The organism is Bradyrhizobium sp. S69, assembly GCF_009766005.1.
Lineage (GTDB): Bacteria > Pseudomonadota > Alphaproteobacteria > Rhizobiales > Xanthobacteraceae > Bradyrhizobium.
The window spans coordinates 190,027-215,837 of record NZ_LMUK01000025.1; the positions used below are offsets into that span (position 1 = coordinate 190,027).

General features: G+C 61.8%; 18 protein-coding genes and 1 tRNA gene. 16 read left to right on the forward strand and 3 right to left on the reverse strand.

Annotated elements, in window-relative coordinates; all coding sequences use genetic code 11:
* Positions 1–157 precede the first annotated feature (157 nt).
* Positions 158–2,065, forward strand: coding sequence for a sulfotransferase (locus tag GSQ88_RS10245; RefSeq protein ID WP_159007608.1), 1,908 nt, complete (start codon positions 158–160; stop codon positions 2,063–2,065).
* A gap of 804 nt (positions 2,066–2,869) precedes the next feature.
* Here GSQ88_RS10245 and GSQ88_RS10250 read toward each other — a convergent pair.
* On the reverse strand, positions 2,870–3,538 hold the full coding sequence (locus GSQ88_RS10250; RefSeq protein WP_159007609.1) for a TetR/AcrR family transcriptional regulator: 669 nt from the start codon (positions 3,536–3,538) through the stop codon (positions 2,870–2,872).
* 188 nt (positions 3,539–3,726) lie between these two features.
* Between GSQ88_RS10250 and GSQ88_RS10255 the strand changes: the two genes are divergently transcribed.
* Positions 3,727–4,965 (forward strand): acyl-CoA dehydrogenase family protein, encoded by a 1,239-nt coding sequence (locus tag GSQ88_RS10255; RefSeq protein WP_159007610.1) that lies wholly within the window; start codon positions 3,727–3,729, stop codon positions 4,963–4,965.
* Between the two features lie 51 nt (positions 4,966–5,016).
* Positions 5,017–6,075: a phosphotransferase family protein gene (locus GSQ88_RS10260; RefSeq protein WP_159007611.1), complete on the forward strand. Its 1,059-nt coding sequence runs from the start codon at positions 5,017–5,019 to the stop codon at positions 6,073–6,075.
* 127 nt (positions 6,076–6,202) lie between these two features.
* Here the strand turns inward: GSQ88_RS10260 and GSQ88_RS10265 are convergent, their stop codons facing one another.
* Positions 6,203–6,988, reverse strand: coding sequence for an SDR family NAD(P)-dependent oxidoreductase (locus GSQ88_RS10265; RefSeq protein WP_159007612.1), 786 nt, complete (start codon positions 6,986–6,988; stop codon positions 6,203–6,205).
* 179 nt (positions 6,989–7,167) lie between these two features.
* On the opposite strand from GSQ88_RS10265, the gene GSQ88_RS10270 reads away from it, so the two are divergent.
* The 3 genes from GSQ88_RS10270 to GSQ88_RS10280 all read left to right on the forward strand — a co-directional run bounded on the left by GSQ88_RS10270 (position 7,168) and on the right by GSQ88_RS10280 (position 10,884).
* The gene (locus GSQ88_RS10270) at positions 7,168–7,887 is read left to right on the forward strand and encodes a histidine phosphatase family protein (RefSeq protein ID WP_159007613.1); all 720 of its coding nucleotides are present in this window, start codon (positions 7,168–7,170) and stop codon (positions 7,885–7,887) included.
* 117 nt (positions 7,888–8,004) lie between these two features.
* Complete coding sequence (locus GSQ88_RS10275) at positions 8,005–8,772, forward strand: SDR family NAD(P)-dependent oxidoreductase (RefSeq protein WP_159007614.1); 768 nt, start codon at positions 8,005–8,007, stop codon at positions 8,770–8,772.
* A 126-nt stretch (positions 8,773–8,898) separates the two neighbouring features.
* Positions 8,899–10,884: an AI-2E family transporter gene (locus GSQ88_RS10280; RefSeq protein ID WP_159007615.1), complete on the forward strand. Its 1,986-nt coding sequence runs from the start codon at positions 8,899–8,901 to the stop codon at positions 10,882–10,884.
* 38 nt (positions 10,885–10,922) lie between these two features.
* Here the strand turns inward: GSQ88_RS10280 and GSQ88_RS10285 are convergent, their stop codons facing one another.
* On the reverse strand, positions 10,923–12,161 hold the full coding sequence (locus tag GSQ88_RS10285; RefSeq protein ID WP_159007616.1) for a serine hydrolase domain-containing protein: 1,239 nt from the start codon (positions 12,159–12,161) through the stop codon (positions 10,923–10,925).
* 216 nt (positions 12,162–12,377) lie between these two features.
* Here GSQ88_RS10285 and GSQ88_RS10290 point away from each other — a divergent pair.
* From GSQ88_RS10290 to rpoC, 10 genes are all read left to right on the forward strand, one after another.
* Positions 12,378–12,453: transfer RNA gene (locus tag GSQ88_RS10290), tRNA-Trp, on the forward strand.
* A 738-nt stretch (positions 12,454–13,191) separates the two neighbouring features.
* On the forward strand, positions 13,192–13,383 hold the full coding sequence (gene secE / locus GSQ88_RS10295; RefSeq protein WP_079603871.1) for a preprotein translocase subunit SecE: 192 nt from the start codon (positions 13,192–13,194) through the stop codon (positions 13,381–13,383).
* Positions 13,383–13,913 carry a transcription termination/antitermination protein NusG gene (nusG, locus tag GSQ88_RS10300; protein ID WP_159007617.1) on the forward strand — a complete coding sequence of 177 codons (531 nt, stop codon included), beginning with the start codon at positions 13,383–13,385 and terminating at the stop codon, positions 13,911–13,913. The genes secE and nusG overlap by 1 nt, the downstream gene beginning before the upstream one ends.
* A gap of 136 nt (positions 13,914–14,049) precedes the next feature.
* Complete coding sequence (rplK, locus tag GSQ88_RS10305) at positions 14,050–14,478, forward strand: 50S ribosomal protein L11 (protein WP_159007618.1); 429 nt, start codon at positions 14,050–14,052, stop codon at positions 14,476–14,478.
* A 5-nt stretch (positions 14,479–14,483) separates the two neighbouring features.
* The gene (gene rplA, locus GSQ88_RS10310) at positions 14,484–15,176 is read left to right on the forward strand and encodes a 50S ribosomal protein L1 (protein WP_159007619.1); all 693 of its coding nucleotides are present in this window, start codon (positions 14,484–14,486) and stop codon (positions 15,174–15,176) included.
* A gap of 109 nt (positions 15,177–15,285) precedes the next feature.
* On the forward strand, positions 15,286–16,239 hold the full coding sequence (locus GSQ88_RS10315; RefSeq protein WP_159007620.1) for a 2-hydroxyacid dehydrogenase: 954 nt from the start codon (positions 15,286–15,288) through the stop codon (positions 16,237–16,239).
* A 554-nt stretch (positions 16,240–16,793) separates the two neighbouring features.
* Positions 16,794–17,312: a 50S ribosomal protein L10 gene (rplJ, locus tag GSQ88_RS10320; RefSeq protein ID WP_159007647.1), complete on the forward strand. Its 519-nt coding sequence runs from the start codon at positions 16,794–16,796 to the stop codon at positions 17,310–17,312.
* Positions 17,313–17,367: 55 nt separating this feature from the next.
* On the forward strand, positions 17,368–17,739 hold the full coding sequence (gene rplL / locus GSQ88_RS10325) for a 50S ribosomal protein L7/L12 (protein ID WP_159007621.1): 372 nt from the start codon (positions 17,368–17,370) through the stop codon (positions 17,737–17,739).
* Between the two features lie 502 nt (positions 17,740–18,241).
* Positions 18,242–22,363, forward strand: coding sequence for a DNA-directed RNA polymerase subunit beta (gene rpoB, locus GSQ88_RS10330; RefSeq protein WP_159007622.1), 4,122 nt, complete (start codon positions 18,242–18,244; stop codon positions 22,361–22,363).
* Positions 22,364–22,517: 154 nt separating this feature from the next.
* Positions 22,518–25,811, forward strand: a 3,294-nt coding sequence (gene rpoC / locus GSQ88_RS10335) for a DNA-directed RNA polymerase subunit beta' (RefSeq protein ID WP_159007623.1), incomplete at its 3' end; no start/stop codon positions are given.

Here is a 25,811-nt window from a genome sequence, read left to right on the forward strand (position 1 = left end):
GTGCCTGCCATTTTCTGCATGTACCCGCGTGATTCCCCAACAGTGACCAGCGGCTTCCTTATGCACCGTCCCGGCGCGTGAACTCTTCATCGAATGGCACCCGATGATGGAGCGGCACGACGGATATCGGTGTGCCTAGATATCACAGCAAATATCCATGAATCGTCGTCAACGTCGCGCCAATGCCAAGCCGGCCCATCAACCGATCGATCCTGCCGCCGTCGAGGCTTTCAATGCGCGCGGCAATAGCCTCAACTCGCTGGGCCGTTTCGAGGAGGCGCTGTCGAGCTATGACAGCGCTCTGGCTCTGGATTCGGGCTTTCTGCCGGCCTGGAATAATCGCGGCGTGATCCTGAAAGAGATGAACCGGCTCGAACAAGCGCTTGTGAGCTACGACAGGGCGCTGGCGTTGAAGCCGGATCTGGCCATCGTGCTGACAAATCGCGCGAATGTCGCCAATGAGTTGGGCCGCGTCGCCGAGGCGCTTGCCGGTTATGACAAGGCGTTGGCGCTCAATCCCGGCGAGGCCGATGCCTACAACGGCCGCGGCAATATTATGCGAAGGCTCGATCGAATCCCGGAAGCCGAGGAGATGTTTCGCCGCGCCATCCTGCTCAAGCCGAACGGCGTCGAAGCGCATTGCAATCTCGGCAGTCTGCTGATCGATATCGGTAAACCCGATCAGGCCGAGGCCGTGTTTCGGCGTGCCGTCGCACTCAACCCGAATTCTGTAGCGGCGCTGCATAATCTTGGCATCACCCTGATCAACCTGGACAGGTCGGACGAAGCCGAGCCCGTGATCCGGCGTGCGCTTGCGCTCAATCCGCAATTGGCGGATGCCCACCACAATCTGAGCCTGGCTTTGATGCAATCCGGCCGCCTGGACGAGGCCCGCGAGGCCGCCGAACGCGCCATTGCGCTGGCGCCGCGCGATCCACTGTATTTTCGCCAGTTGGGCGATATCCGAAAATACGTCGCCGGCGATCCGTATCTGACGGCGCTGGAAGCACTGTCGAGGGACGAGGCTTACCTTGCGGTCGGAAAGCAGATCGAGCTGCACTTTGCGCTGGCCAAGGCCTACGCGGATATTGGCCGGCCGGAAGCCGAATTCGAACGGCTATTGGCGGGCAACAAGCTCAAGCGTTCGATGGTTCGTTATGAAGAGGCGGCCGTGCTGGGCGAACTCGATCGTATGCGGCAGGTGTTCTCACCCGAATTCGTCCGCAAGCAGCGCGGCTGCGGCGAGCCGTCGGCCAAGCCGATTTTCATCATCGGAATGCCGCGCTCGGGCACCACGCTGGTCGAACAGATCCTCGCCAGCCACCCCCAAATGTTCGGTGCCGGAGAGCTGACATGGTTCGAGCGCGCGATCGGTGATGTTCGATCTGCGATGGGCCAAATCTCTTGTGGCCAAGTCTCTTGTGGTGAAGCTTTTTGCCATCCCGAAATCGCCTCGCAGATGTCGGCTGGGCATTTTCAGGAACTGGGCGGCCGCTATCTTGCAGCGATCGAACGGTTGGCGCCCACCGCCTCGCACGTCACCGACAAGATGCCGACCAATTTTGTCTTCGCCGGCCTGATCCATCTGGCGCTACCCAATGCCGCTATCATTCACACCGTGCGCGATCCGGTCGATACCTGCATCTCCTGTTTTTCCAAGCTGTTCACCGAGGGCAATTTCCACAGCTATGATCTCGCCGAACTCGGACGTTATTACCGGCACTACCAGGCCCTGATGGCGCATTGGCAACAGGTTTTGCCGTCCGGGCGCATCCTCGACGTGGCCTATGAGGACACGGTCGCCGACCTCGAAGGCGTGGCGCGTCGCATCGTGGCGCATTGCGGCCTGCCGTGGGACGCGCGTTGTCTCGACTTCCACAGCACCGAAAGAATAGTTCGCACCGCGAGCGCAGCCCAGGTGCGAAGGCCGATCTATGCCAGTTCGGTCGGACGGCGGCGTGCCTATCAATCGATGCTGGGACCGCTTCTCGCGGAATTGCCGCCGCTGGCGGCAACGGCACCGGCATCCCGAGAGCCCATGAAGCTATCTTGGACGTCATCCTGAGGAGCGGCGTCTTCGCCGCGTCTCGAAGGATGGTGTTCAGCACGGTGCTCGCGGCCATCCTTCGAGGCGCGCAAGAGCGCGCACCTCAGGATGACGTGAGCACATGCGGTTCTGCCCGACGGGGCAAATCACACGATGTTGTGTCCATCCCCTTTCACACCTCCATGGCATTTCTGATTTTCAGAAATTATCCTTGACTCTTGACCCAAATCACCTTCGTATCCTCGCCATCCCGTGCCCTCGAAGAGGGGCGTTTCGCGATCGTCACGAACGTTGGTGCGGGGAGCGGTGGACGCCGATGCGCTTTTGACGAACAGCGCGTGACGCGGACGGCAAAGTCGTGTGGTCCTGACGCCCCGATGGCAGGTGTCAAATTCCTAGGAGGCTCACGCCTCCTGGGAATGACGGTGACAAACAAGCCAGGTCTCGCCGGGGAGAGCACGATATAAGCTGTAAAACCATTGCGCGGGGAAGGCCGGACTGCTTCCGCTGAACCTGTATGCTCATGTGCGTTTTCCTGTTTTGCCTTTGCACATGAGATCGCGGGTGCAGCGCGCACCCGGTCTTCCCTGCGCCCTCTATCTTTTGGGGCGGAAAGATTTTGAAAACCTCGGACAAATGATGTCGCGAGAACGCGGAGTTATGTCAGCTTTATTAAATCGCGATCATCCACCCACGTCGTCCCGGCCTTGCGCCGGGACCCATACGCCGTGTGTTCTCGTTTCGGCACTGGAGCAGATGCCTTCTTTTACAATCAAGGGGTGATGGGTCCCGGCGCAAGGCCGGGACGACGTGGGAGTCTTTTCACCGCGCCTCGCGCGCGACCAGTTTCGCCGATGCCTTTGCCGGCTCGCTTCCCGCCAGCGCCATCGCCGATACCGCGACGACGCGGTCGATGATGCCCTCGACGTCGTTGAGGTCGCAGGTGCCTTCGGACCATTTGGACAGCCGCTCGCTGTCGCGGATGGTCTGGTGCGCCATCGCCAGCGCGAAGTGCAGGCCCCAATACAGATCGACCTCGCTGCGATCGGGCAGCGAGCGTCGCATCGCGGCGGAGAATTTTCGCAGATGATCGATTTCGCGGTTCTTGATCCGGCGGATCGGCGGCACCGATTCGATCGAGGCGCGGATCATGAAGCGCGCGGCGGTCGAGCGTTCATTGTTGGGGCCGAGGCAGCCGCGAACGGTGGGGCCGACCAGCGCGCGGAGGATGGCTTCGACATCGGCGCGGCCGCCGCCGACGGCTTCCGCTTCTTTCAGTTCGTTGAGCCGCTCGCGGTTGGTGGCGAGGCTGCGGGTGACGAACAATTCGGCGATCAGTTCGTCCTTGGAGCCGAAATGATAATTCACCGCCGCGAGATTGACGTCGGCCGCCGCCACGATGTCGCGCAGCGTGACGTCGGCAAAGCCGCGGTCGGCATAGAGCCGCTCCGCGGCGCTCAGGATCGCACTCCTGGTGTGGTCCGTCGGCATGTCATCACCCTATGCGGCTCGAGGCCCTGTGCAGCGGGGCGTTGCATTTCAAACGCATGTATGAAACTATGGTTTGAAGGCTGGAATGTCAATCCGCCGATCGGGCCGATGAATAGGCTTGCGGTGAACCGGTGGCGGGCAGACAGTGCCGCCAAACAATTTAGAGAAACCAAGGTGAGGAGTGTGCCATGGACTTCAATATGTCAGACCGCCAGAAGGATTGGCTCAACCGCGTGCAGTCGTTCATGCACAAGCATGTCCGCCCCGCGGTGCCGGTCTACAAGCAGCAGGACGCCGAGGGCGCGCGCTGGAAGGTGATCCCGGTCCTCGAGGACCTGAAGAAGAAGGCGAAGGCCGAAGGCCTCTGGAACATGTTCATGCCGCCGAACGCGCATGAAGACGACGAATTCCGCGGCGCGGGATTGAGCAATCTGGAATACGCGCCGCTCGCCGAGGAGATGGGCCACATCAGCTGGGCCTCCGAAGTGTTCAACTGCTCGGCACCCGATACCGGCAACATGGAAGTGTTCATGCGCTACAGCTCGAAGGAGCAGAAGCGCAAATGGCTGCGTCCTTTGATGGATGGTGAAATCCGTTCGGCATTCCTGATGACGGAGCCGGCGGTGGCCTCATCGGATGCGACCAACATCGAAACCAGCATCAAGCGCGACGGCGATCATTATGTGATCAACGGCCGCAAATGGTGGTCGTCGGGTGTCGGCGACCCGCGCTGCAAGATCGCGATCCTGATGGGCAAGACCGATCCCTCGCTGGCGCGGCATCAGCAGCAATCGCAGATCCTGGTGCCGCTCGACACCAAGGGCATCACGGTCGAGAAGATGCTGCCGGTGTTCGGCTTCGACGATGCGCCGCACGGCCACGCCCAGGTGCTGCTGGAGAACGTGCGCGTGCCGGCCGAAAATATCCTGCTCGGCGAGGGCAGGGGTTTTGAGATCGCGCAGGGCCGTCTCGGCCCGGGCCGCATCCATCACTGCATGCGCACCATCGGCAAGGCCGAAGAGGCGCTGGAGAAAATGGTCAAGCGGCTGTCGTCGCGTACCGCGTTCGGCAAGAAGATCATCGAATTTTCGATCTGGGAACAGCGCATCGCCGAAGCCCGCACCGATATCGAGATGAACCGCCTGTTGTGCCTCAAGGCCGCCGACATGATGGACAAGGTCGGCAACAAGAGCGCGCAGCTCGAAATCGCCATGATCAAGGTGGCCGCGCCCAACATGGCATTGAAGATCATTGATCAGGCGATTCAGGCTTACGGCGCCGCCGGTGTTTCCGACGACGCTGGGCTCGCGCGGGACTATGCCTCGATGCGCACGATGCGGCTGGCGGACGGTCCGGACGAGGTGCATAATCGCGCCATTGCCAGACTTGAACTTCGGAAGTATGCAAATTCTCCCACCAATCACTAAAGCATGAGAGCGTTGACGCTCTCTCGAAGAAACTAAAAAGGGAGCGTCATCGTGGCTGACGGCGTCAGAAAAGACGAAGAGTTCTCGGGTACCAAGCCGGTCGAGGAGCGGCATCGGATCGACGAGCTGCGGCTCGACGGCTGGATGCGCGAGCATGTCGAGGGCTATCAGGGACCGCTGGTCGTCCTGCAATTCAAGGGCGGCCAGTCGAACCCGACCTACCGGCTCGACACATCAGGGCGATCCTATGTGATGCGGCGCAAGCCGTTCGGCAAATTGCTGCCGTCGGCGCATGCGGTGGACCGCGAGTTCAAGGTCATCGCAGCGCTCAGCAAGCAGGGGTTCCCGGTTGCGAGAGCCTATGCCCTGTGCACCGACGATGCGGTGATCGGCTCGGCCTTCTACATCATGTCGATGGAAGAGGGCCGCGTGTTCTGGGATCCGACGCTGCCGAGCCAGACGCCGGAGGCGCGGCGTGCGATCTTCACCAGCAAGATCGAGACGCTGGCGAAACTGCATACCTATGAGCCCGACGCGATCGGGCTTGGAGATTTTGGCAAGCCGGGAAATTATTTCGCGCGCCAGGTCGATCGCTGGACCAAGCAATATCGGGCGTCCGAGACCCAGCACATTCCGGAATTCGAAAAGGTCGCCGAGTGGCTGCCGAAAACCGTGCCGCCGCAGGCGCGGGTGTCGATCGTGCATGGCGACTATCGCCTCGACAACATGATCTTCCATACCACCGAACCTCGCGTGCAGGCGGTACTGGACTGGGAATTGTCGACGCTCGGCGATCCGATGGCCGACTTCACCTATCTGTTGATGCAATGGACCATGCCGGGTCTTGCCGGCGCCGATCTCAAGGCGTTGAACATTCCGAGCCTGGAAGAGGCGGCGCAAATCTATTGCAACGTCACCGGAACCACTGTTCCTGACCTGAACTGGTATTTCTCCTACAATCTGTTCCGCCTTGCCGGCATCACGCAGGGTATCGCCGGCCGCATTCGCGACGGCACCGCCGCCAACGCCAAGGCCCTGGAATCCGCCAAGCGCACCGTGCCGCTGTCGCAGGCGTCGTGGGAGTATGCGCAGAAGGCGGGCGCGAAGTAGGACGGAGCGTCGCTACCAAGTAAACCGTCATACGCGGGCTTGACCCGCGTATCCATCTGCTTCCTTCGCATGAATCTTGCGAAGAGGAAGGATGGCCGGGTCAAGCCCGGCCATGACGGTTCGTAACCTAAATCGGCTTGCCCGCATACGGCATCGATGCGGTGAGGCCGCCATCGACCGGGATCGCCTGGCCGTTGACGTAAGATGCATCGTCGCTGGCGAGAAAAAGTCCCATCGCGGCGAGTTCGTGCGGCTGGCCGGCGCGCTTCAAGGGATTGAGCTGCCCGATCTTGTCGGCGGTGCCGCGGTCCTTGGCGCGATCGAACACCGGCTTGGTCATGCCGGTCTCGATCAGGCCGGGACACACCGCGTTGATGCGCACGCCGGTGCCGGACAGCGAATAGGCCGTGGTCTGCACCAGGCTGATGACGCCGGCCTTGCTCGAGGCGTAGGGATGACCGCTGGCGCCCGATTTCAAGCCCGCCACCGAGGCGGTGCAGACGATGGAGCCATATTTTTGTTTGATCATGTGCGGCATCGAATGTTTGATCGCCAGGAACGGGCCGATCAAATTGATGCGCAGGATTTCCTGCCAATGTTCCACGGTCTGCTCGGCGAGCGGCACCAGCCCGCCGCTGATACCGGCATTGGCCCAGATCGCATCGAGCCGTCCGTAGCTCGACACTGCCTTGGCGATAAAGGCGATGACGTCCTGCTCCGAACCGGCGTCGGCGATCACGGCTTCCGCGGTGCCGCCGGCCTGGCGCACCAGTTCCACCGTCTCCTTGACGCCTTCGCTGCGATCGACCGCGATGAGTTTCGCGCCTTCCTTGGTGAACAGCAGCGAGGCCGCGCGCCCGATGCCGCTTCCCGCGCCGGTGATGATGACGGATTTGCCTTCGAGGCGGCCCATGAGTTTCTCCCTTGTGATCTGATTGATGTGATGCCGTGCTTGCCGCTGCGCGGAATTTCAAACAAGATTTCAAACGCTCAAGTGACTTGAGGCGATCCCTGCTCTGACGTACAGCGACGTCAAAGGCTTTTGCAAACACTATTGCAGAGACCGTTGCAAAGAATTGAAAGGCTCTCGCGATGTCCAACACCGACAAATCGGTTGCCGCCCAGAACGGCGTGGTTGCGACGCGGTGGTGGTGGGTGCGCCACGCGCCGGTGCGCGAGGACGGCGGGCGCATCTATGGGCAAAAGGATCTCGGCTGCGACACCAGCGATCGCCCGGTATTCGCCGCGGTCGGAAAAATCCTGCCGCGCAACGCGGTCTGGTTTTCCAGCAATCTGAAGCGCACCCACCAGACCGCGGACGCGATCTGGGCCGCCGGATTTCCCAAGCCCGCAACGATGCCGCATGAGCAAGCTTTCGCCGAGCAGCATCTTGGCGAATGGCAGGGCATGAACCGCGCGGCGTTCCTTGCCAGCCGGCCGGTCGGCAGCCACTGGTTCGCCGCGATCGACGAGCCCGCGCCGGGCGGCGAAAGCTTCATGGATCTCTATAACCGCGTGCGCGGCGCGATCGAGCGCATCGGTGGCGAACACGCCGGCCAGGATATCATCGTGGTGGCGCATGGCGGCACGATCAAGGCGGCGGTCGGTCTCGCGCTCGGGGGGCTACCCGACAAGGGTCTCGCCTTCGACATCGACAATTGCTCGGTGACGCGGCTCGATCATTTCGCAAGCGCAGGCCACGCGAACTGGCGGCTTCCCATGGTCAACCAGCAGCCGTGGATCGCGGATGCCGCGCACGCCGCGATGCATCAGCCGGCCGGGCCGGAGGTCAAGGAAACCAAGCTAGCGTGACCCGCGCTGGCTGGTTGTCGAAGATTATAAAGACTGCTTAGCTCAACTCGAAAACAAAGCTCAACTCGAAAAACAAGATCTGCGCAGCGATCGCCGGATCACATCTGGGAGAGACACATGACCCTGTTCGACATGTCGGGAAAAGTCGCCGTCATCACCGGCTCGACCCGCGGCATCGGCCGCGCCATCGCCGAGCGGATGGCCGAGCACGGCGCCAAAGTGGTGGTCTCCTCGCGCAAGCAGGATGTCTGCGATGCCGTGACCAAGGAGATCAACGACAAATTCGGCAAGGCAACGGCGGTGGCGATCGCCGCCAATATTTCCAGCAAGGAAAATCTCCAGCATCTGGTCGACGAATCCAACCGCGCCTTCGGCAAGATCGACGTGCTGGTGTGCAACGCCGCGTCCAATCCTTATTACGGACCGCTCGGCGGTATTTCGGACGAGCAGTTCCGCAAGATCCTCGACAACAACATCGTCGCCAACAACTGGCTGACCAGCATGGTGGTGCCGCAGATGATCGAGCGCAAGGACGGCTCGGTGATCATCGTGTCGTCGATCGGCGGCTTGAAGGGCTCGACGGTGCTCGGCGCCTATGCGATTTCGAAGGCCGCCGACATGCAGCTCGCGCGCAACCTGGCCTGCGAATACGGCCAGCACAATATTCGCGTCAACTGCATCGCGCCCGGCCTGATCAAGACTGACTTCGCCAAGGCGCTGTGGGACAATCCAGAGACCCTAAAGGCCTCCACCGCGCGCTCGCCGCTGCTGCGCATCGGCATCCCCGACGAAATCGCCGGTGCCGCCGTCTTCATGGGATCGGCCGCCGGCAACTTCATGACCGGGCAGACCATCGTCATCGATGGCGGCGCCACGATTAGCTGAGGCGTCTGTATCATCCTCGCCGCAGCCGCTGAGAAAGCGGTTTCAGATGGTCGGCGGAACAATCACTCGGCCGATTGGTTGGGTCTTGCCGACGGTGCGGAAGTTGGCACCGGCAGGACCCAACTCATGATCCCGAAATTGGCAAAGCGGCAAACGGCCGACGATGTCGCCTCGCTCATCGGCGGCGTCGCGGTCACGGTTTTGGCGGTCATTATCGTTACAGCGCTCTACGTCGGCCGGGACATCTTCGTACCGGTAGCTCTGGCCATTCTCCTGAGTTTCGTGCTGGCCGCGCCGGCGCGCGCGGTTCAGCGGCTGCATGTCCCGCGTGGGGCAGCCGTGGTCGGTGTGGTCGTCATTGCGTTTGCGGTCATCTTCGCGCTGGGTAGCTTGATTGCGACCCAACTGAACGGACTGGCAGGAGATCTGCCGCGATATCAGACAACCATCCAATCCAAGATTCAGTCCGTTCGCGGCGTGGCCGGAGGCAGCTCTACCCTCGAGCGCGCCGCCGGCATGCTGCAGGATCTAGGCAAGGAGTTGGACAAACCAAAAATCGACGCCTCGACACCGCCGACCAGCCCTATTCTTAACAGCCCTATCGGTTCGTCAGTGGTCAAGCCTATTCCCGTGCAGGTGCTACAGCCGGATCCGGGCGCACTGGAAAGTCTGAGATCGTTGATTGCGCCGCTGATCTCGCCGCTTGCGACCACCGGCATCATCGTGATCTTCGTGATCTTCATTTTGATCCAGCGCGAAGATCTTCGAAATCGGTTTATCAGGTTGGCGGGATCGCATGACCTTCAACGCACCACCGCGGCGCTCGACGATGCCGCCGCCCGGCTCAGCCGGCTGTTTCTCAACCAGCTTTTGATCAATACCGGCTTCGGCATCCTGATCGGCACCGGGCTGTGGTTGATCGGGATCCCGACGGCAATTCTCTGGGGTATTCTGGCGGCGGTGTTGCGCTTCGTTCCTTATATCGGATTGGTCATTTCGGCGGCGTTTCCGTTGGCGCTGGCGGTCGCCGTTGACCCGGGTTGGTCCATGCTGGCGTGGACAGCAATTGTCTTTTTCGTCATCCAGCCGGGGATAGGGCAGGTGATCGAGCCCATGGTCTATGGGCGAAGCACCGGATTGTCTCCGGTCGCGGTAGTGGTGTCGGCCACTTTCTGGACCGCATTATGGGGGCCGATCGGTCTCGTGCTGGCGACGCCGCTGACCGTATGCCTGGTGGTACTTGGCCGCCACGTTGAACGGCTTTCATTTTTGGACGTGATGTTTGGTGACCGGCCCGCACTTTCGCCCCCTGAAATATTTTATCAGCGCATGCTTGCCGGAGATCCGACCGAGGCGGCGGAGAAGGCGGAAGAGTTTCTCAAGGAGCGATCGCTGTCCTCCTACCATGAGGAGGTCGCCCTCAAGGGCTTGCAACTCGCCCAGTCGGACCTCGATCGCGGGGCACTTGATCCATCACGGTTGATCAAGATCCGCGACACCGTGATCGAATTCGCCGCCGATCTCCCCGATCAGGCAGACCGAGAGCCGGTCGGCGAAGGCTCGACCGATGATGCGGAGGCTGCGGCCGCGGTTGAAGGCATACCAGCGAACCGCGACTATCCGGACGTTCCCTCGCTTGCGAAGACGGACTTGGCTCCCGAATGGCGTGGCGATCATCCCGTGTTGTGTATCGGCGGCCGCTCGCAGCTGGATGAAGCGGCGGCCGTCCTCTTTGCGCAGCTTTGCAGCGCGCATGGTTTGACGGCGCGCGTTGAAGGACCAGAAGTGCTTTCGACCGCCAACATCTTTCGCCTGGAAACTGCGGACGTGGCTCTGATTTGCCTTTGTTATCTGGGTACCCGCAATCCCGCGCACATGCGTTACGCGGTACGGCGCCTTCGCCGCAAGGTCCCGCACGCCAAAATCATGGTCGGGTGCTGGACCGATGACGGCGGACCGGCAGGGCAACTCCGCGAGGCCACCAACGTGGATTTCTTCGCATCATCGTTGCGGGAAGCGACGCGAATGTGCGTGGCTTCGGCAAACGGCAATACCGTCCCAGGCCTGGCGGACAAAGACTTGGCGGACAAGCCGTTGCTGGTCAGCGCGTGACCTGCCGTGCCTGGAGCAAGCGCGGCAGCCTCCAGCGATCACTCCACCGCGGCGTACACGAGGTCGCGCAGCACCGAGCGGATATATTCGCGCTGGCCGGGGCCCTGCATCATGAACACCGTGAACAGCTGTTCGGCCGGATCGATGAAGAAGAACGTACCGGCCATCCCGCTCCAGAAGAACTGACCGAGCGAGCCCGAGAACGGCGCCATGCCTTGATGGGTGCGCACCGCGAAGCCGAGCCCAAAGCCGTGACCGGCCGGCATCAGGGGTGAGTCGACCTTGACGTGGGGGGCGAGATGATTGGACGCCATCAGTTCCAGCGTCTTGCGGCCGATGATCCTGGTGCCGTCGAGCGTGCCGCCGCCAAGCAGCATCTGGCAGAACCGCGCGTAGTCCATTGTGGTCGATACCAGACCGCCGCCGCCGGATTCCATCACCGGCTTCTCCAGCATGTTGAACAACTGCACCTTCTCGCCGGTCCAGGGATCGGTCGGGAACGGCTCGGCGAGGCGGCCGGCGTTTTCTTCGCCGGTGTGGAACGCGGTCTCGGCCATCTGCAACGGCGCCAGGATGCGCTCGGTCAGGAACGCGCTCAGGCTCTTGCCGGAGACGACTTCGATGATGCGGCCGAGGATGTCGGTGGAACGGCTGTAGTTCCATTCCGCGCCGGGCTGGGACATCAATGGCAGGCTCGCGACCAAAGCGGCATGCTCGGCATTGCTGATCTTGCGGCTGCGCAGGCGCGACTGCTGGTATTGTTGCTGCACCAGGCTGTTGCCGGTGTGGTCGTAAGTGATGCCGGAGGTGTGGCGCAACAGGTCCTGCACCGTCATCGGCCGCGTCAGCGGGACCAGGTCGAGCTTGCCGTTGTTCTCGACACCAACCTTCTGGTTGGCGAACTCCGGAATGAACTTGGCGACGGGATCGCCAAGGATAAAATGGCCGTCCTCGACCAGCATCATGATGCCGACCGAGACGATCGGCTTGGTCATGGAGAAGATGCGGAACAGGCTGTCATGCGCCATCGGCGCGGCTGCCGCCGGGCTCTGCTTGCCGAGCGCGTCGAACCAGCCGATCTGGCCGCGCCGCGCCACCATGACCGTTGCGCCCGGCAGGGTGCTCTTGTCGATCTCGCGCTTGAAGGCGTCGGATAGGCGCTGCAGCCTGACGGATGACAGTCCAAGCGATTCCGGTTTGGCCTGGGGCAAAGACGGGGTCTGCGGGGCGGTGGCGGGCTTGGCGGCGGCAGGCTTGGCGGCGGTCTGCGCGGTCATGGTCTCTCCCGTGTTGTTCTTGTCGTTGGTTATGGGTGCAGGCTGAAGTTTGGCGCAGAACCCGTGGATTGAACAGGGCATTTCCCGCAAAGGACACGTCGGTCGCCAGCCAGGTACGGTTGTGCGGATCGCACAGCGTTAACCGCTTCGCCCTTGCATTCGAGGCGGTGTTTATGGTTGAAACGGCGCGAACCCGCCGCGACGCAGGTTCCCTGTAGGGGTGTAGCTCAGTTGGTAGAGTACCGGTCTCCAAAACCGGTTGTCGCAGGTTCGAGCCCTGCCGCCCCTGCCATTTAACGCGTTGATTTGATCTCGCTTATTCGTCGTCGTCTGCGGGCGGCCGCGGTTGTAGCTGTATCGGTGGATTGTTGGGGCGTCGCTGCCGGCCCGCCGGCTGCGGGTCCGGGGCTTGTTGCGGCGGAAAGAACACATCGTAGCAAGGCCGACTCAGGTTCGGCCCGCTGGCGCGAAGACACGCCTCGACCCGACCGGCGTCCGGCATATAGGCCGCGCACAGCCGAAACGCGTCCGGGGTGCAGGCGTCGCGCTGCTCCTGGGTTCCCTGAGCGAAGGCGGCTGTCTGGAGCAGAATAAAGAATGCGGCCGCCGCACCCCCGTAACAGATCCGATGCGACGCCATCACGATTTCCCGCTCCGTTGCCAAATCACAGGTAGCCGATCAGGGGATATATATGCGTCAATAAGTAGGCGCCCAGCGGTGGGGCGCTGACCGGACCTTGCCGGCGCCTCAGATGTCGGGCGGTATTCGGATCGAACCGGCTCCGGTTGGACGGAAATCCGGTCGCGGCTTCGGCATACCCATACCTTGACCTTCGGGCCCTCCCGCAGTAAATAACCGGCACCTGCTGCCGGCCCGCTTCGACGGATATCCGGCGCGGCTTTGAATTCCCCCGAACAATCGAGCCCGCTTGGCGGCTCATCCTTCAAAAGAGGGCTGGGCGCTAGAGGGCTGTTCGGATTTCCTAGAACTCTTGAAGTATCGTCCCACGACGGACGCGGATCACAAGCGATGGCTTTCAGCCCGTTCAAATTCCTGCAGGAAGTGCGCTCGGAGACCAACAAGGTCACCTGGCCGACCCGCCGCGAGACCACGATCACCACGATCATGGTGTTCGTGATGGTTGCGCTGGCTTCGATTTTCTTTTTCGCCGCGGATCAGATTATCCGCTATCTCGTCACCTTTTTGCTCGGCATCCACTAATGGACAAGCGCTGGTATATCGTTCACGCCTATTCGAACTTCGAAAAGAAGGTCTCGGAGTCGATCCGCGAGCAGGCCAAGCAGCGTGGGCTTGAGGATCTGTTCGAGCAGGTACTGGTGCCCGTCGAAAAGGTCACCGAAGTGCGCCGCGGCCGCAAGATCGACGCCGAGCGCAAGTTTTTCCCGGGCTACGTCCTGGTCAAGATGCAGCTGACCGACGAGGCGTTTCATCTGATCAAGAACACCCCGAAGGTGACGGGCTTCCTCGGCGCGGAAAACAAGCCGATGCCGATCTCGGAAGCCGAAGCCATGCGGATCCTGCACCAGGTGCAGGAAGGCGTCGAACGCCCGAAGGCGTCGGTCTCCTTCGAGATCGGCGAGAACGTGCGGGTGGCCGATGGCCCGTTCGCGTCGTTCTCGGGCGTGGTCGAGGAAATCGACGAGGCGCGCTCGCGCGTGAAGGTCGCTGTGTCGATCTTCGGACGTGCGACGCCGGTCGAACTGGAATTCGGTCAGGTCGAGAAGGTCTGATCGGAAAAGCCAAAACGCATTTCGGTGCGTCTTGGCGTTGGAGAGGCCGTGGGAGGGTAGGGCAGTCGCCAACTGTCCCGATCCGAACCACGAAACCTGAAACAGCCGGTTTCGACCGGCGCAACAGGAGTGACGTATGGCAAAGAAAGTGACCGGATACCTGAAATTGCAGGTGCCGGCCGGTGCGGCGAACCCTTCGCCCCCGATCGGTCCCGCGCTTGGTCAGCGCGGACTCAACATCATGGAATTCTGCAAGAATTTCAACGCCCAGACGCAGAAGGAAGAAAAGAACACCCCAATCCCGGTGGTGATCACGATCTACGCCGATCGTTCGTTCACCTTCGAGATGAAGACCCCCCCGATGTCCTTCTTCATCAAGAAGGCGGCCAAGCTGACGTCTGGCTCGAAGCTGCCAGGCCGCGACAAGGCCGGCGCGGTGACCAAAGCGCAGGTGCGCGAGATCGCCGAAGCAAAGATGAAGGACTTGAATTGCGACTCCATCGAGTCGGCCATGAAGATGGTCGAGGGCTCAGCCCGTTCGATGGGCGTCGAGGTAGCGGGGTAACGGTCATGGCAATCGGAAAACGTTTGAGCAAGGCCCGCGAGGGTGTCGACCGCGAGAAGCTCTATCCGCTCGCGGATGCCATCAAGATGGTCAAGGAACGCGCCAAGTCGAAGTTCGACGAGACCATCGAGATCGCGATCAATCTCGGCGTCGATCCCCGTCACGCCGACCAGATGGTCCGTGGCGTCGTCAACCTGCCGAACGGCACCGGCCGCACCTTGCGGGTCGGCGTGTTCGCGCGTGGCGCCAAGGCTGAAGAAGCCAAGGCGGCGGGTGCCGACGTCGTCGGCGCCGAAGACCTGGTCGAGAAGGTCCAGGGCGGTCAGATCGATTTCGATCGTTGTATCGCCACCCCGGACATGATGCCGCTGGTCGGTCGCCTCGGTAAGGTGCTCGGCCCGCGCGGCATGATGCCGAACCCGAAGATCGGCACCGTGACCATGGACGTCACCAGTGCGGTCAAGGGCGCCAAGGGCGGCTCGGTTGAGTTCCGCGTCGAGAAGGCCGGCATCCTGCAGGCCGGTATCGGCAAGGCCTCGTTCTCCGAAGAGAAGCTCGTGCAGAACGTCAAGGCACTCGCGGATGCGGTTTCCAAGGCGAAGCCGGCGGGCTCCAAGGGCACCTACATCCAGCGCGTGGCGGTTTCCTCCACCATGGGCCCGGGCGTCAAGGTTGAGCCGGGCACGCTGCTCGGTTAGGGTTCTCTGAGCGAACAAGAAAACAGGGCGGAATTGGGCAACCGATTCCGCCCTTTTTGTTGAATCCGAGCCTTGATCTGCCGCGCGCATGACGGGAAAGAAAAACAAGATGCCGGAAAAAGTCCTGATCTATTCGCGCTTTCCCAAAGCCTTGATGCTGCGCATCGGCGAGCGCTTTGAGTTGATGGACGCCGGCGGCAAGGCACCGCGCGAGGTATTCGCGGCGGATCAGCTCACAGGCGTCAGGGCGATGATCACGGCGGGCGGCACGCCGCTTCCCGGAGCGATGATGGACATGATGCCGGACCTCAAAGCGATCGTCTGTTACGGCACCGGGTATGACGGCGTCGATCTGGCGGCCGCGGCCACGCGCGGAATCGCGGTCGGCCACAGTCCGGGCGCCAATGCGTCGTCGGTTGCCGATATCGCGGTGACCTTGATGTTGGCGGCGACCCGGCGGCTCACCGTCGCCGACCATTATGTGCGCAGCGGCGACTGGGCGGCGACAAAACCGTCGCCGATGATGCGGCCGCAAGCGGGCATGCGCGGGCGCAAGGTCGGCGTCTACGGCATGGGCGAAATCGGCCGCAAGATCGCCGCGCGCGTCGCGTCCTTCGAGACCGAAGTGGGCTATTTCAGCCGTAGCCAGCACGACGTGCCCTATCATTATTTGCCGAGCCTGGAAGCGCTGGCGGATTGGTGCAGCGTGCTGGTGATCGCGGTTCGCGCCGGCGCTGACACCCACCACGCCGTCGATGGCAAAATCCTGCAAAAACTCGGCGCGGACGGCTATGTCGTCAACATCGCGCGAGGGTCGGTGATCGACCAGTCGGCCTTGATCGCGGCGCTCGAAGCCAAGGTCATCGCGGGCGCCGGTCTCGACGTCTATGCGACGGAACCGCATCCGCCGGATGCGTTGACCGCTTTTCCGAATGTCGTGCTGACCCCGCATATCGGCGGCCATACCCTGGAATCCCACACCGCGATGCAGGATTGCGTGATCGCCAATCTGGAAGCGTTTTTCGCCGGAATGGCCCTGCCTTACGCGGTCCGCGAGGCCTGACGATCCGGCGAGGCCTGCCGGTGAAAATTGGGGTGATTTTGCCCTTGGCAAGCCGGCCAAGACTCGTTAGACAAGCGTCCTCCGGACGTGCTGGCGGTTGCTGGCTCGTCTGTGCACGCATTCCGAAAACCAGATTTGATAGGAGACCATTCCTTTCAGGACATCCGCATGGATTGCTTGAAAGGAAAGGGGCCGTCGCTTTTGGGGGATGCGGGCAGGGGTTTTCCGGCGTGCCGGATGGCCTTGATCCTGTCCAAGACTGCAGGCGCCCGAGTAGAGACTTCGTGTTTCTTCAACGGCTTAATCGTATGGCCTGCATAGACGGGTGAAGACCGGATTTTCGCTTTGCGCCGCTTCCTGCGGCGCTAAAGCCAGTTTGGTTCGAACCTCGACACCCCGCGCCGTGAGGCTCGGGCGGGCAGGCTTTTCATATGTCGTGCTGCCCCGAAATGTCCTGAGACTGAAAGGTCTCGAGGTCAGGTTCAGGCGGGACGATGGGTGTAACCCGGCGGTCCTGCCTTGAGGCACAGACCGCCAACCGGAGAGAGCTTGCTGTGGAAAGAGCGGCTAAAAAGGACGCGGTTGAATCGCTGAACGGTCTTTTCAAGACCACCAGCGTCGCAGTCGTCGCCCATTATTCCGGCCTCACCGTGGCCCAGATGCAGAAGCTGCGCATGCAGATGAAGCTGGCGGGTGCGTCGGTGAAGGTCTCGAAGAACCGTCTCGCCAAAATTGCTCTTGAAGGCACGGACGTCGTTGCCATCGGTTCCCTGCTGAAGGGGCCGACCGTGATCGCGACTTCAAACGATCCGGTAGCGGCGCCGAAGGTTGCCATCGAATTCGCCAAGGCGAACGAACAGTTCGTCATTCTCGGCGGCTCGATGGGTAAAACCGTCCTGGATGTGAACGGCGTGAAGGCACTTGCCTCGCTGCCCTCACTCGATGAGTTGCGCGCAAAGATCCTCGGCCTCCTGGTGGCGCCGGCGACCAAGATTGCTCAGCTCTCGACCGCGCCCGCGGCCAAGCTCGCGCGCGTCGTCCATGCCTATGCCTCAAAGAGCGAAGCGGCCTGACGCCCTTCACAACTTAAACCTGGTTCGAACCAAATACGCTTAAGGAAACAGATCAATGGCTGATTTACAGAAGATTGTTGACGAACTCTCGACCCTCACCGTGCTCGAAGCGGCCGACCTCGCCAAGATGCTCGAAGAAAAGTGGGGCGTGTCCGCCGCGGCCGCCGTTGCGGTTGCCGGTCCCGCCGCTGCCGCCGCTGCTCCGGCTGAAGAAAAGACCGAGTTCTCGGTCATTCTGGTCGCCGCCGGCGAAAAGAAAATCGAAGTCATCAAGGAAGTCCGTGCCATCACGGGCCTCGGCCTCAAGGAAGCCAAGGACCTCGTCGAAGGCGCGCCGAAGGCCGTCAAGGAAGGCGTCAACAAGGACGAATCCGAGAAGATCAAGGCCCAGCTCGAGAAGGCTGGCGCCAAGGTTGAGCTCAAGTAACCTCAAGGTTACCGAAGCGAAATCCCGGGCGAGCCCAGCTCGACCCGGGATCGATTTCTTCTCGGGGTAAGCGCGGCACGGCCGCGCCAAAACCCGGGATATCTAACAAAGACGTGGCCGGGTTCCGGCCGGGCCACGTTATACACAGGAATGTGTGGGGATTCGGGAACTTACCCCTCGAATTTCCACGATTGCCATCCCATATCGGGGCGGCAGCAGGAAAACACGGTTGACGGCGGGAACGGCGACGTTTCTGCGTAAGCCGTTGGGAGATAGACAATTTCGGGCTTTTTCAGTCCGTGACCAAAAACAGTTGGACGGGCGGGTGCGTGAAGCGCTCCGCGCGTCGTTTTGCGTTTTGAAGGTCTGGAGCGTCGGTTCAGGACTTAATTCCTGAAATGGGCGTTCCGGGTTTCGGAGCGAATCGAAATTCAACCCGGGGGCGATGCCAATCGCGCTTCGGAAGGTTCGCCCGTGACGGGCGACGAAATGAGAGGCCACGATGGCGCAGCAGACATTCACCGGTCGCAAACGCGTTCGCAAGTTCTTCGGACACATCAAGGAAGTCGCGGAGATGCCGAACCTCATTGAGGTTCAGAAGGCGTCCTATGACCAGTTTCTGATGGTCGATGAACCTGCCGGAGGCCGGCTGGACGAAGGCTTGCAGGCGGTGTTCCGGTCGGTGTTCCCGATCTCGGATTTCTCGGGCACCTCGATGCTCGAATTCGTCCGCTATGAGTTCGAGCCGCCGAAATACGACGTCGATGAGTGCCGCCAGCGCGGCATGACCTATGCTGCGCCGCTCAAGGTGACGCTGCGCCTGATCGTGTTCGATATCGACGAGGAAACCGGCGCCAAGTCGGTCAAGGACATCAAGGAGCAGGACGTCTACATGGGCGATATCCCGCTCATGACCATGAACGGCACCTTCGTCGTCAACGGCACCGAGCGCGTCATCGTCTCGCAGATGCACCGTTCGCCCGGCGTGTTCTTCGATCACGACAAGGGCAAGACCCATTCGTCGGGCAAGCTATTGTTCGCTGCGCGCGTCATCCCCTATCGCGGTTCCTGGCTCGACATCGAGTTCGACGCCAAGGACATCGTGTTCGCGCGTATCGACCGTCGCCGCAAGATTCCGGTGACCTCGCTGATGTTCGCGCTGGGTCTCGATGGCGAAACCATCCTGTCGACGTTCTACAAGAAGATCGGCTACAAGCGGACCAAGGAAGGCTGGCGCGTGCCGTTCGACGCCTCCCGTTTCCGCGGCTACAGCACCATCAACGACCTGATCGACGCCGACACCGGCAAGGTGGTGCTCGAAGCCGGCAAGAAGCTGACCGTGCGCGGTGCGCGTCAAATGCAGGAAAAGGGCCTCAAGGCGCTGCGGCTGTCGGACGAGGAATTGGTCGGCAATTATCTCGCCGAGGACCTCGTCAACCCGAAGACCGGCGAAATCTACGCCGAAGCCGGCGAGGAACTTACCGAAAAGTCGCTGAAGGCGCTCAACGAGCAGGGCTACAAGGAACTGCCGCTGCTCGACATCGACCACGTCAATGTCGGCGCCTACATCCGCAACACGCTGCATGCCGACAAGAACATGACGCGTGAAGACGCGCTGTTCGACATCTACCGCGTGATGCGTCCCGGCGAACCGCCGACCATCGACTCGGCCCAGACCATGTTCCAGTCGCTGTTTTTCGACAGCGAGCGCTACGACCTGTCCGCGGTCGGCCGCGTCAAGATGAACATGCGCCTCGAACTCGATGCGCCCGACACCCATCGCACGCTGCGCAAGGAAGACATCCTGGCGGTGATCAAGACGCTGGTCGACCTGCGCGACGGCAAGGGCGAGATCGACGACATCGACCATCTCGGCAACCGCCGGGTGCGCTCGGTCGGTGAGTTGATGGAGAACCAGTACCGCATCGGCCTGCTGCGCATGGAGCGCGCGATCAAGGAGCGGATGTCCAGCGTCGATATCGACACTGTGATGCCGCAGGACCTGATCAACGCCAAGCCGGCGGCCGCCGCGGTGCGCGAGTTCTTCGGCTCGTCGCAGCTGTCGCAGTTCATGGACCAGACCAACCCGCTGTCGGAGATCACCCACAAGCGTCGCCTTTCGGCGCTTGGGCCGGGCGGTCTGACCCGCGAGCGCGCCGGCTTCGAGGTGCGCGACGTGCATCCGACGCATTACGGCCGCATCTGCCCGATCGAAACGCCGGAAGGCCCGAACATCGGCCTGATCAACTCGCTTGCGACGTTCGCGCGCGTGAACAAATACGGCTTCGTCGAAACACCCTATCGCAAGGTCAAGGACGGCCGCGTCACCGACGAGGTGGTGTATCTGTCGGCGATGGAAGAGGGCCGTTATCGCGTGGCGCAAGCCAACGTGCCGCTCGACCCCAAGGGCCGCTTCACCGAAGACCTGATCGTCTGCCGTCACGCCGGCGAAGTGCTGCCGATCACGCCGGACAAGGTCGACTACATGGACGTGTCGCCGAAGCAGTTGGTTTCGGTCGCCGCAGCCTTGATCCCGTTCCTCGAGAACGACGACGCCAACCGCGCGCTGATGGGCTCGAACATGCAACGTCAGGCCGTGCCGCTGGTGCGCGCCGAAGCGCCGTTCGTCGGCACCGGCATGGAAGGCGTGGTCGCCCGTGACTCGGGCGCTGCGATCGCCGCCCGCCGCACCGGCGTGATCGACCAGATCGACGCCACCCGTATCGTGATCCGCGCCACCGACGATCTCGATCCGACCAAGTCGGGCGTCGATATCTACCGGCTGATGAAGTACCAGCGCTCCAACCAGTCGACCTGCATCAACCAGCGTCCGCTGGTGAAGGTTGGCGACCAGGTGGCCAAGGGCGACATCATTGCCGACGGTCCCTCGACCGATCTCGGCGAGCTTGCGCTCGGCCGCAACGTGCTGGTCGCGTTCATGCCGTGGAATGGCTACAACTTCGAAGATTCGATCCTGCTCTCCGAGCGGATCGTGAAGGACGACGTCTTCACCTCGATCCACATCGAGGAATTCGAAGTGATGGCCCGCGACACCAAGCTTGGTCCGGAGGAAATCACCCGCGACATTCCGAACGTTTCGGAAGAAGCGCTGAAGAACCTCGACGAAGCCGGCATCGTCTACATCGGCGCCGAAGTCCGCGCCGGCGACATCCTGGTCGGCAAGATCACGCCGAAGGGCGAAAGCCCGATGACGCCGGAAGAGAAGCTGTTGCGCGCCATCTTCGGTGAAAAGGCCTCCGACGTTCGCGATACCTCGCTCCGCGTGCCTCCGGGCGTGCAGGGCACCATCGTCGAAGTTCGCGTCTTCAACCGGCACGGCGTCGACAAGGACGAGCGTGCTCTGGCGATCGAGCGGGAAGAGATCGAGCGTCTGGCCAAGGACCGCGACGACGAGCAGGCGATTTTGGACCGCAACGTCTACAACCGCCTCGCCGAGCTCTTGGAAAACCGCCAGGGCATCGCCGGCCCGAAGGGCTTCAAAAAGGACACCAAGATCACGCGTGCCGTGCTCGACGAGCATCCGCGCTCGCAGTGGTGGATGTTTGCCTCGCCCAACGACAAGCTGATGGCTGAAATCGAGGCGATGCGGAAGCAGTACGACGAATCGAAGAAGGGCCTTGAACAGCGCTTCCTCGACAAGGTCGAGAAGCTGCAGCGTGGCGACGAATTGCCGCCCGGCGTGATGAAGATGGTCAAGGTCTTCGTCGCGGTGAAGCGCAAGATCCAGCCCGGCGACAAGATGGCCGGCCGTCACGGTAACAAGGGCGTGGTGTCCAAGATCGTTCCGATCGAAGACATGCCGTTCCTTGAAGACGGCACCCATGCGGATATCGTGCTCAACCCGCTGGGTGTGCCGAGCCGCATGAACGTCGGTCAGATTCTCGAAACCCATCTCGGCTGGGCCTGCGCGGGCCTCGGCAAGCGGATCGGCCAGACGGTCGATGCCTACCTTGCCACCGCCAAGCAGGACCTCAAGCCGCTGAAGGAGACCTTGAAGAAGATCTACGGCGACGACGAGACCATCAAGTCGCTCAACGACACCGAGTTGATGGAACTCGGGCGCAATCTGAGCCACGGCGTGCCGATCGCGACGCCGGTGTTCGATGGTGCCAAGGAAGCCGACATCGAAGAGATGCTGAAGCTTGCGGGCCTCGATGCCTCCGGACAATCGACCGTCTATGACGGCCGTACCGGCGACACCTTCGACCGCAAGGTGACGGTTGGGTATATCTACATGCTCAAGCTGCACCATCTCGTCGACGACAAGATCCATGCACGTTCGATCGGTCCGTACTCGCTCGTGACCCAGCAGCCGCTGGGTGGCAAGGCGCAGTTCGGTGGCCAGCGGTTCGGCGAAATGGAAGTGTGGGCGCTCGAGGCTTACGGCGCGGCGTACACGCTCCAGGAAATGCTGACCGTGAAGTCGGACGACGTCGCCGGCCGTACCAAGGTGTACGAGGCGATCGTGCGTGGCGACGACACGTTCGAAGCGGGTATCCCGGAATCGTTCAACGTGCTGGTCAAGGAAATGCGCTCGCTCGGCCTCAACGTCGACCTGCACAATTCCAAGGTCGGCGGCACGACATCCGAGGCGGCCGAGTAACGCGAAAGATCCAATGCCCGGCCAAAAGCATGAAGCGCGCCTTCATGCGGATGGCCGGGTATCCACGCCTCGCCCGGACGTTGAGCAAGGTGTGTGGCACCTAAAAGAATTTCGAATTTGCTGCCGATGACGATCGGCACGCGAGGAGAAGACCATGAACCAAGAAATTATGAATCTCTTCAATCCGACGACGCCGGCTCAGGTCTTCGACCAGATCCGGATTTCGATCGCGTCACCGGAAAAGATTCTGTCGTGGTCCTACGGCGAGATCAAGAAGCCGGAGACCATCAACTACCGTACCTTCAAGCCCGAGCGCGACGGCCTGTTCTGCGCCCGCATCTTCGGGCCGATCAAGGATTACGAGTGCCTGTGCGGCAAGTACAAGCGGATGAAGTACAAGGGCATCATCTGCGAAAAGTGCTCGGTCGAAGTGACGCTGTCGCGGGTCCGGCGCGAGCGCATGGGCCATATCGAACTGGCGGCTCCGGTTGCGCACATCTGGTTCCTGAAGTCGCTGCCGTCGCGCATCGGCCAGTTGCTCGACATGACGCTGAAAGACCTCGAGCGGATTCTCTACTTTGAATATTACGTCGTGCTCGAGCCGGGCCTCACCGCGCTCAAGGACCGTCAGCTCTTGTCGGAAGACGAGTATCTGAAGGCGCAGGACGAATACGGCCAGGACAGCTTCACCGCCATGATCGGCGCCGAGGCGATCCGCGAACTGCTGAAGGGCCTCGAGCTTGAAAAGCTCGATGCGCAGCTGCGTGTCGAGATGCAGGAGACTGAATCCGACATCAAGCACAAGAAGCTCGCCAAGCGCCTGAAGATCGTCGAGGCCTTCCGCTATTCCGGCAACAAGCCGGAGTGGATGATCCTGACCGTGGTGCCGGTGATTCCGCCGGACCTGCGGCCGCTGGTGCCGCTCGACGGCGGCCGTTTTGCCACCTCGGATCTCAACGACCTCTACCGCCGCGTCATCAACCGCAACAACCGCTTGAAGCGGCTGATGGAGCTGCGCGCGCCGGACATCATCATCCGCAACGAAAAGCGCATGCTGCAGGAGGCCGTCGACGCGCTGTTCGACAACGGCCGCCGTGGCCGCGTCATCACCGGCGCCAACAAGCGTCCGCTGAAGTCGCTGGCCGACATGCTCAAGGGCAAGCAGGGCCGCTTCCGGCAGAACTTGCTCGGCAAGCGCGTCGACTATTCCGGCCGTTCGGTGATCGTGGTCGGTCCCGAACTGCGGCTGCATCAGTGCGGCCTGCCGAAGAAGATGGCGCTCGAGCTGTTCAAGCCGTTCATCTATTCGCGGCTCGACGCCAAGGGTCTGTCCACCACGGTGAAGCAGGCCAAGAAGCTGGTCGAAAAAGAGCGTCCGGAGGTCTGGGATATCCTCGACGAGGTGATCCGCGAGCATCCCGTGCTGTTGAACCGCGCGCCGACGCTGCATCGCCTGGGCATCCAGGCGTTCGAGCCGGTGTTGATCGAAGGCAAGGCGATCCAGCTGCATCCGCTGGTTTGCGCGGCGTTCAACGCCGACTTCGACGGCGACCAGATGGCCGTGCACGTTCCGCTGTCGCTCGAAGCGCAGCTCGAAGCGCGCGTGCTGATGATGTCGACCAACAACATCCTGCATCCGGCCAATGGTCAGCCGATCATCGTGCCGTCGCAGGACATCGTGCTCGGTCTGTATTATCTCTCGATCGTTCGCGAAGGCCTGCACGGCGAAGGCAAGATCTTCGGCGACATGGCCGAGCTCGAGCATGCGTTGCACTCGAAGGTCATCCACCTCCACACCAAGATCAGGTATCGCTGGGAAGGCATCGACGAAACCGGCAAGATCTCCAAGCGCTGGATCGAGACCACTGCTGGTCGCGTGATGCTCGGCAACGTGCTGCCGAAATCGCCGAAGATTTCGTACGACGTCATCAACAAGCTGATGACCAAGCGCGAAATCTCGGGCGTGATCGACCAGGTCTATCGTCACTGCGGTCAGAAGGAGACGGTGATCTTCTGCGACCGGATCATGGCGCTCGGCTTCTACAATGCGTTCAAGGCCGGCATCTCGTTCGGCAAGGACGACATGGTGGTGCCGCACGGCAAGTGGAAGATCGTCGACAACACGCGTGCGCTGGCGAAGGATTTCGAGCAGCAGTACAATGACGGTCTGATCACCCACGGCGAGAAGTACAACAAGGTGGTCGACGCCTGGTCGAAGGCCACGGAAGAAATCGCCAAGGAGATGATGAAGGAAATCTCCTCGACCAAGAAGTCCGCCAAGGGCGTCGAATCGGAGATCAACTCGATCTACATGATGGCGCATTCGGGTGCGCGCGGTTCGCCGGCGCAGATGCGTCAGCTCGCCGGTATGCGCGGCCTGATGGCCAAGCCGTCGGGTGAGATCATCGAGACGCCGATCATTTCCAACTTCAAGGAAGGTCTGTCGGTTCTCGAGTACTTCAACTCGACCCACGGCGCCCGCAAGGGTCTCGCCGACACCGCGTTGAAGACGGCGAACTCGGGTTATTTGACCCGTCGTCTGGTCGACGTGGCGCAGGACTGCATCATCACGCAGGACGATTGCAACACCAAGCTCGGCATCAAGATGCGCGCCATCATCGATGCCGGCACGGTCGTGGCATCGCTGGCCTCGCGCATTCTCGGCCGCACCGCGGGCGAGGATCTGCGCGATCCCGCGACCAACAAGGTCGTGGTCAAGCGCGGCACGCTGATGGAAGAGACGCATGTCGACGCCATCCAGCAGGCCGGCATCCAGGAAGTGAAGATCCGCTCGGCGCTGACCTGCGAACTGGTCAACGGCATCTGCGGCAAGTGCTACGGCCGCGATCTGGCCCGCGGCACGCCGGTCAACCACGGTGAAGCTGTCGGCGTCATCGCCGCGCAGTCGATCGGTGAGCCCGGCACCCAGCTGACGATGCGTACCTTCCACATCGGCGGCGCAGCGCAGATCAACGAGCAGTCGTTCATCGAGTCGAATTTCGACGGCAAGGTGACGATCAAGAACAAGGCGATCTCGAAGAACAGCGACGGTCATCTGGCCGCGATGGTTCGCAACATGGTGGTTGCGATCACCGATGCCGATGGCACCGAGCGGGCGACGCATCGCATTCAGTACGGCGCGCGCATGCACGTCGACGAAGGCGATATGATCAAGCGTGGCCAGCGGATCGCGGAATGGGATCCGTATTCACGGCCCGTTCTGACCGAGGTTGAAGGCTCGATCGGGTTCGAGGATCTGGTCGAGGGCCAGTCGATCTCGGAGACGCTCGACGAATCCACCGGTATCGCCAAGCGCGTCGTCATCGACTGGCGGTCGTCGCGGGGCGGGGCGGATCTGCGCCCGGCCATCGTCGTCAAGGGCAAGGATGGCAAGATCCTCAAGCTCGCGCGCGGCGGTGATGCCCGCTACATGCTTTCGGTCGACGCG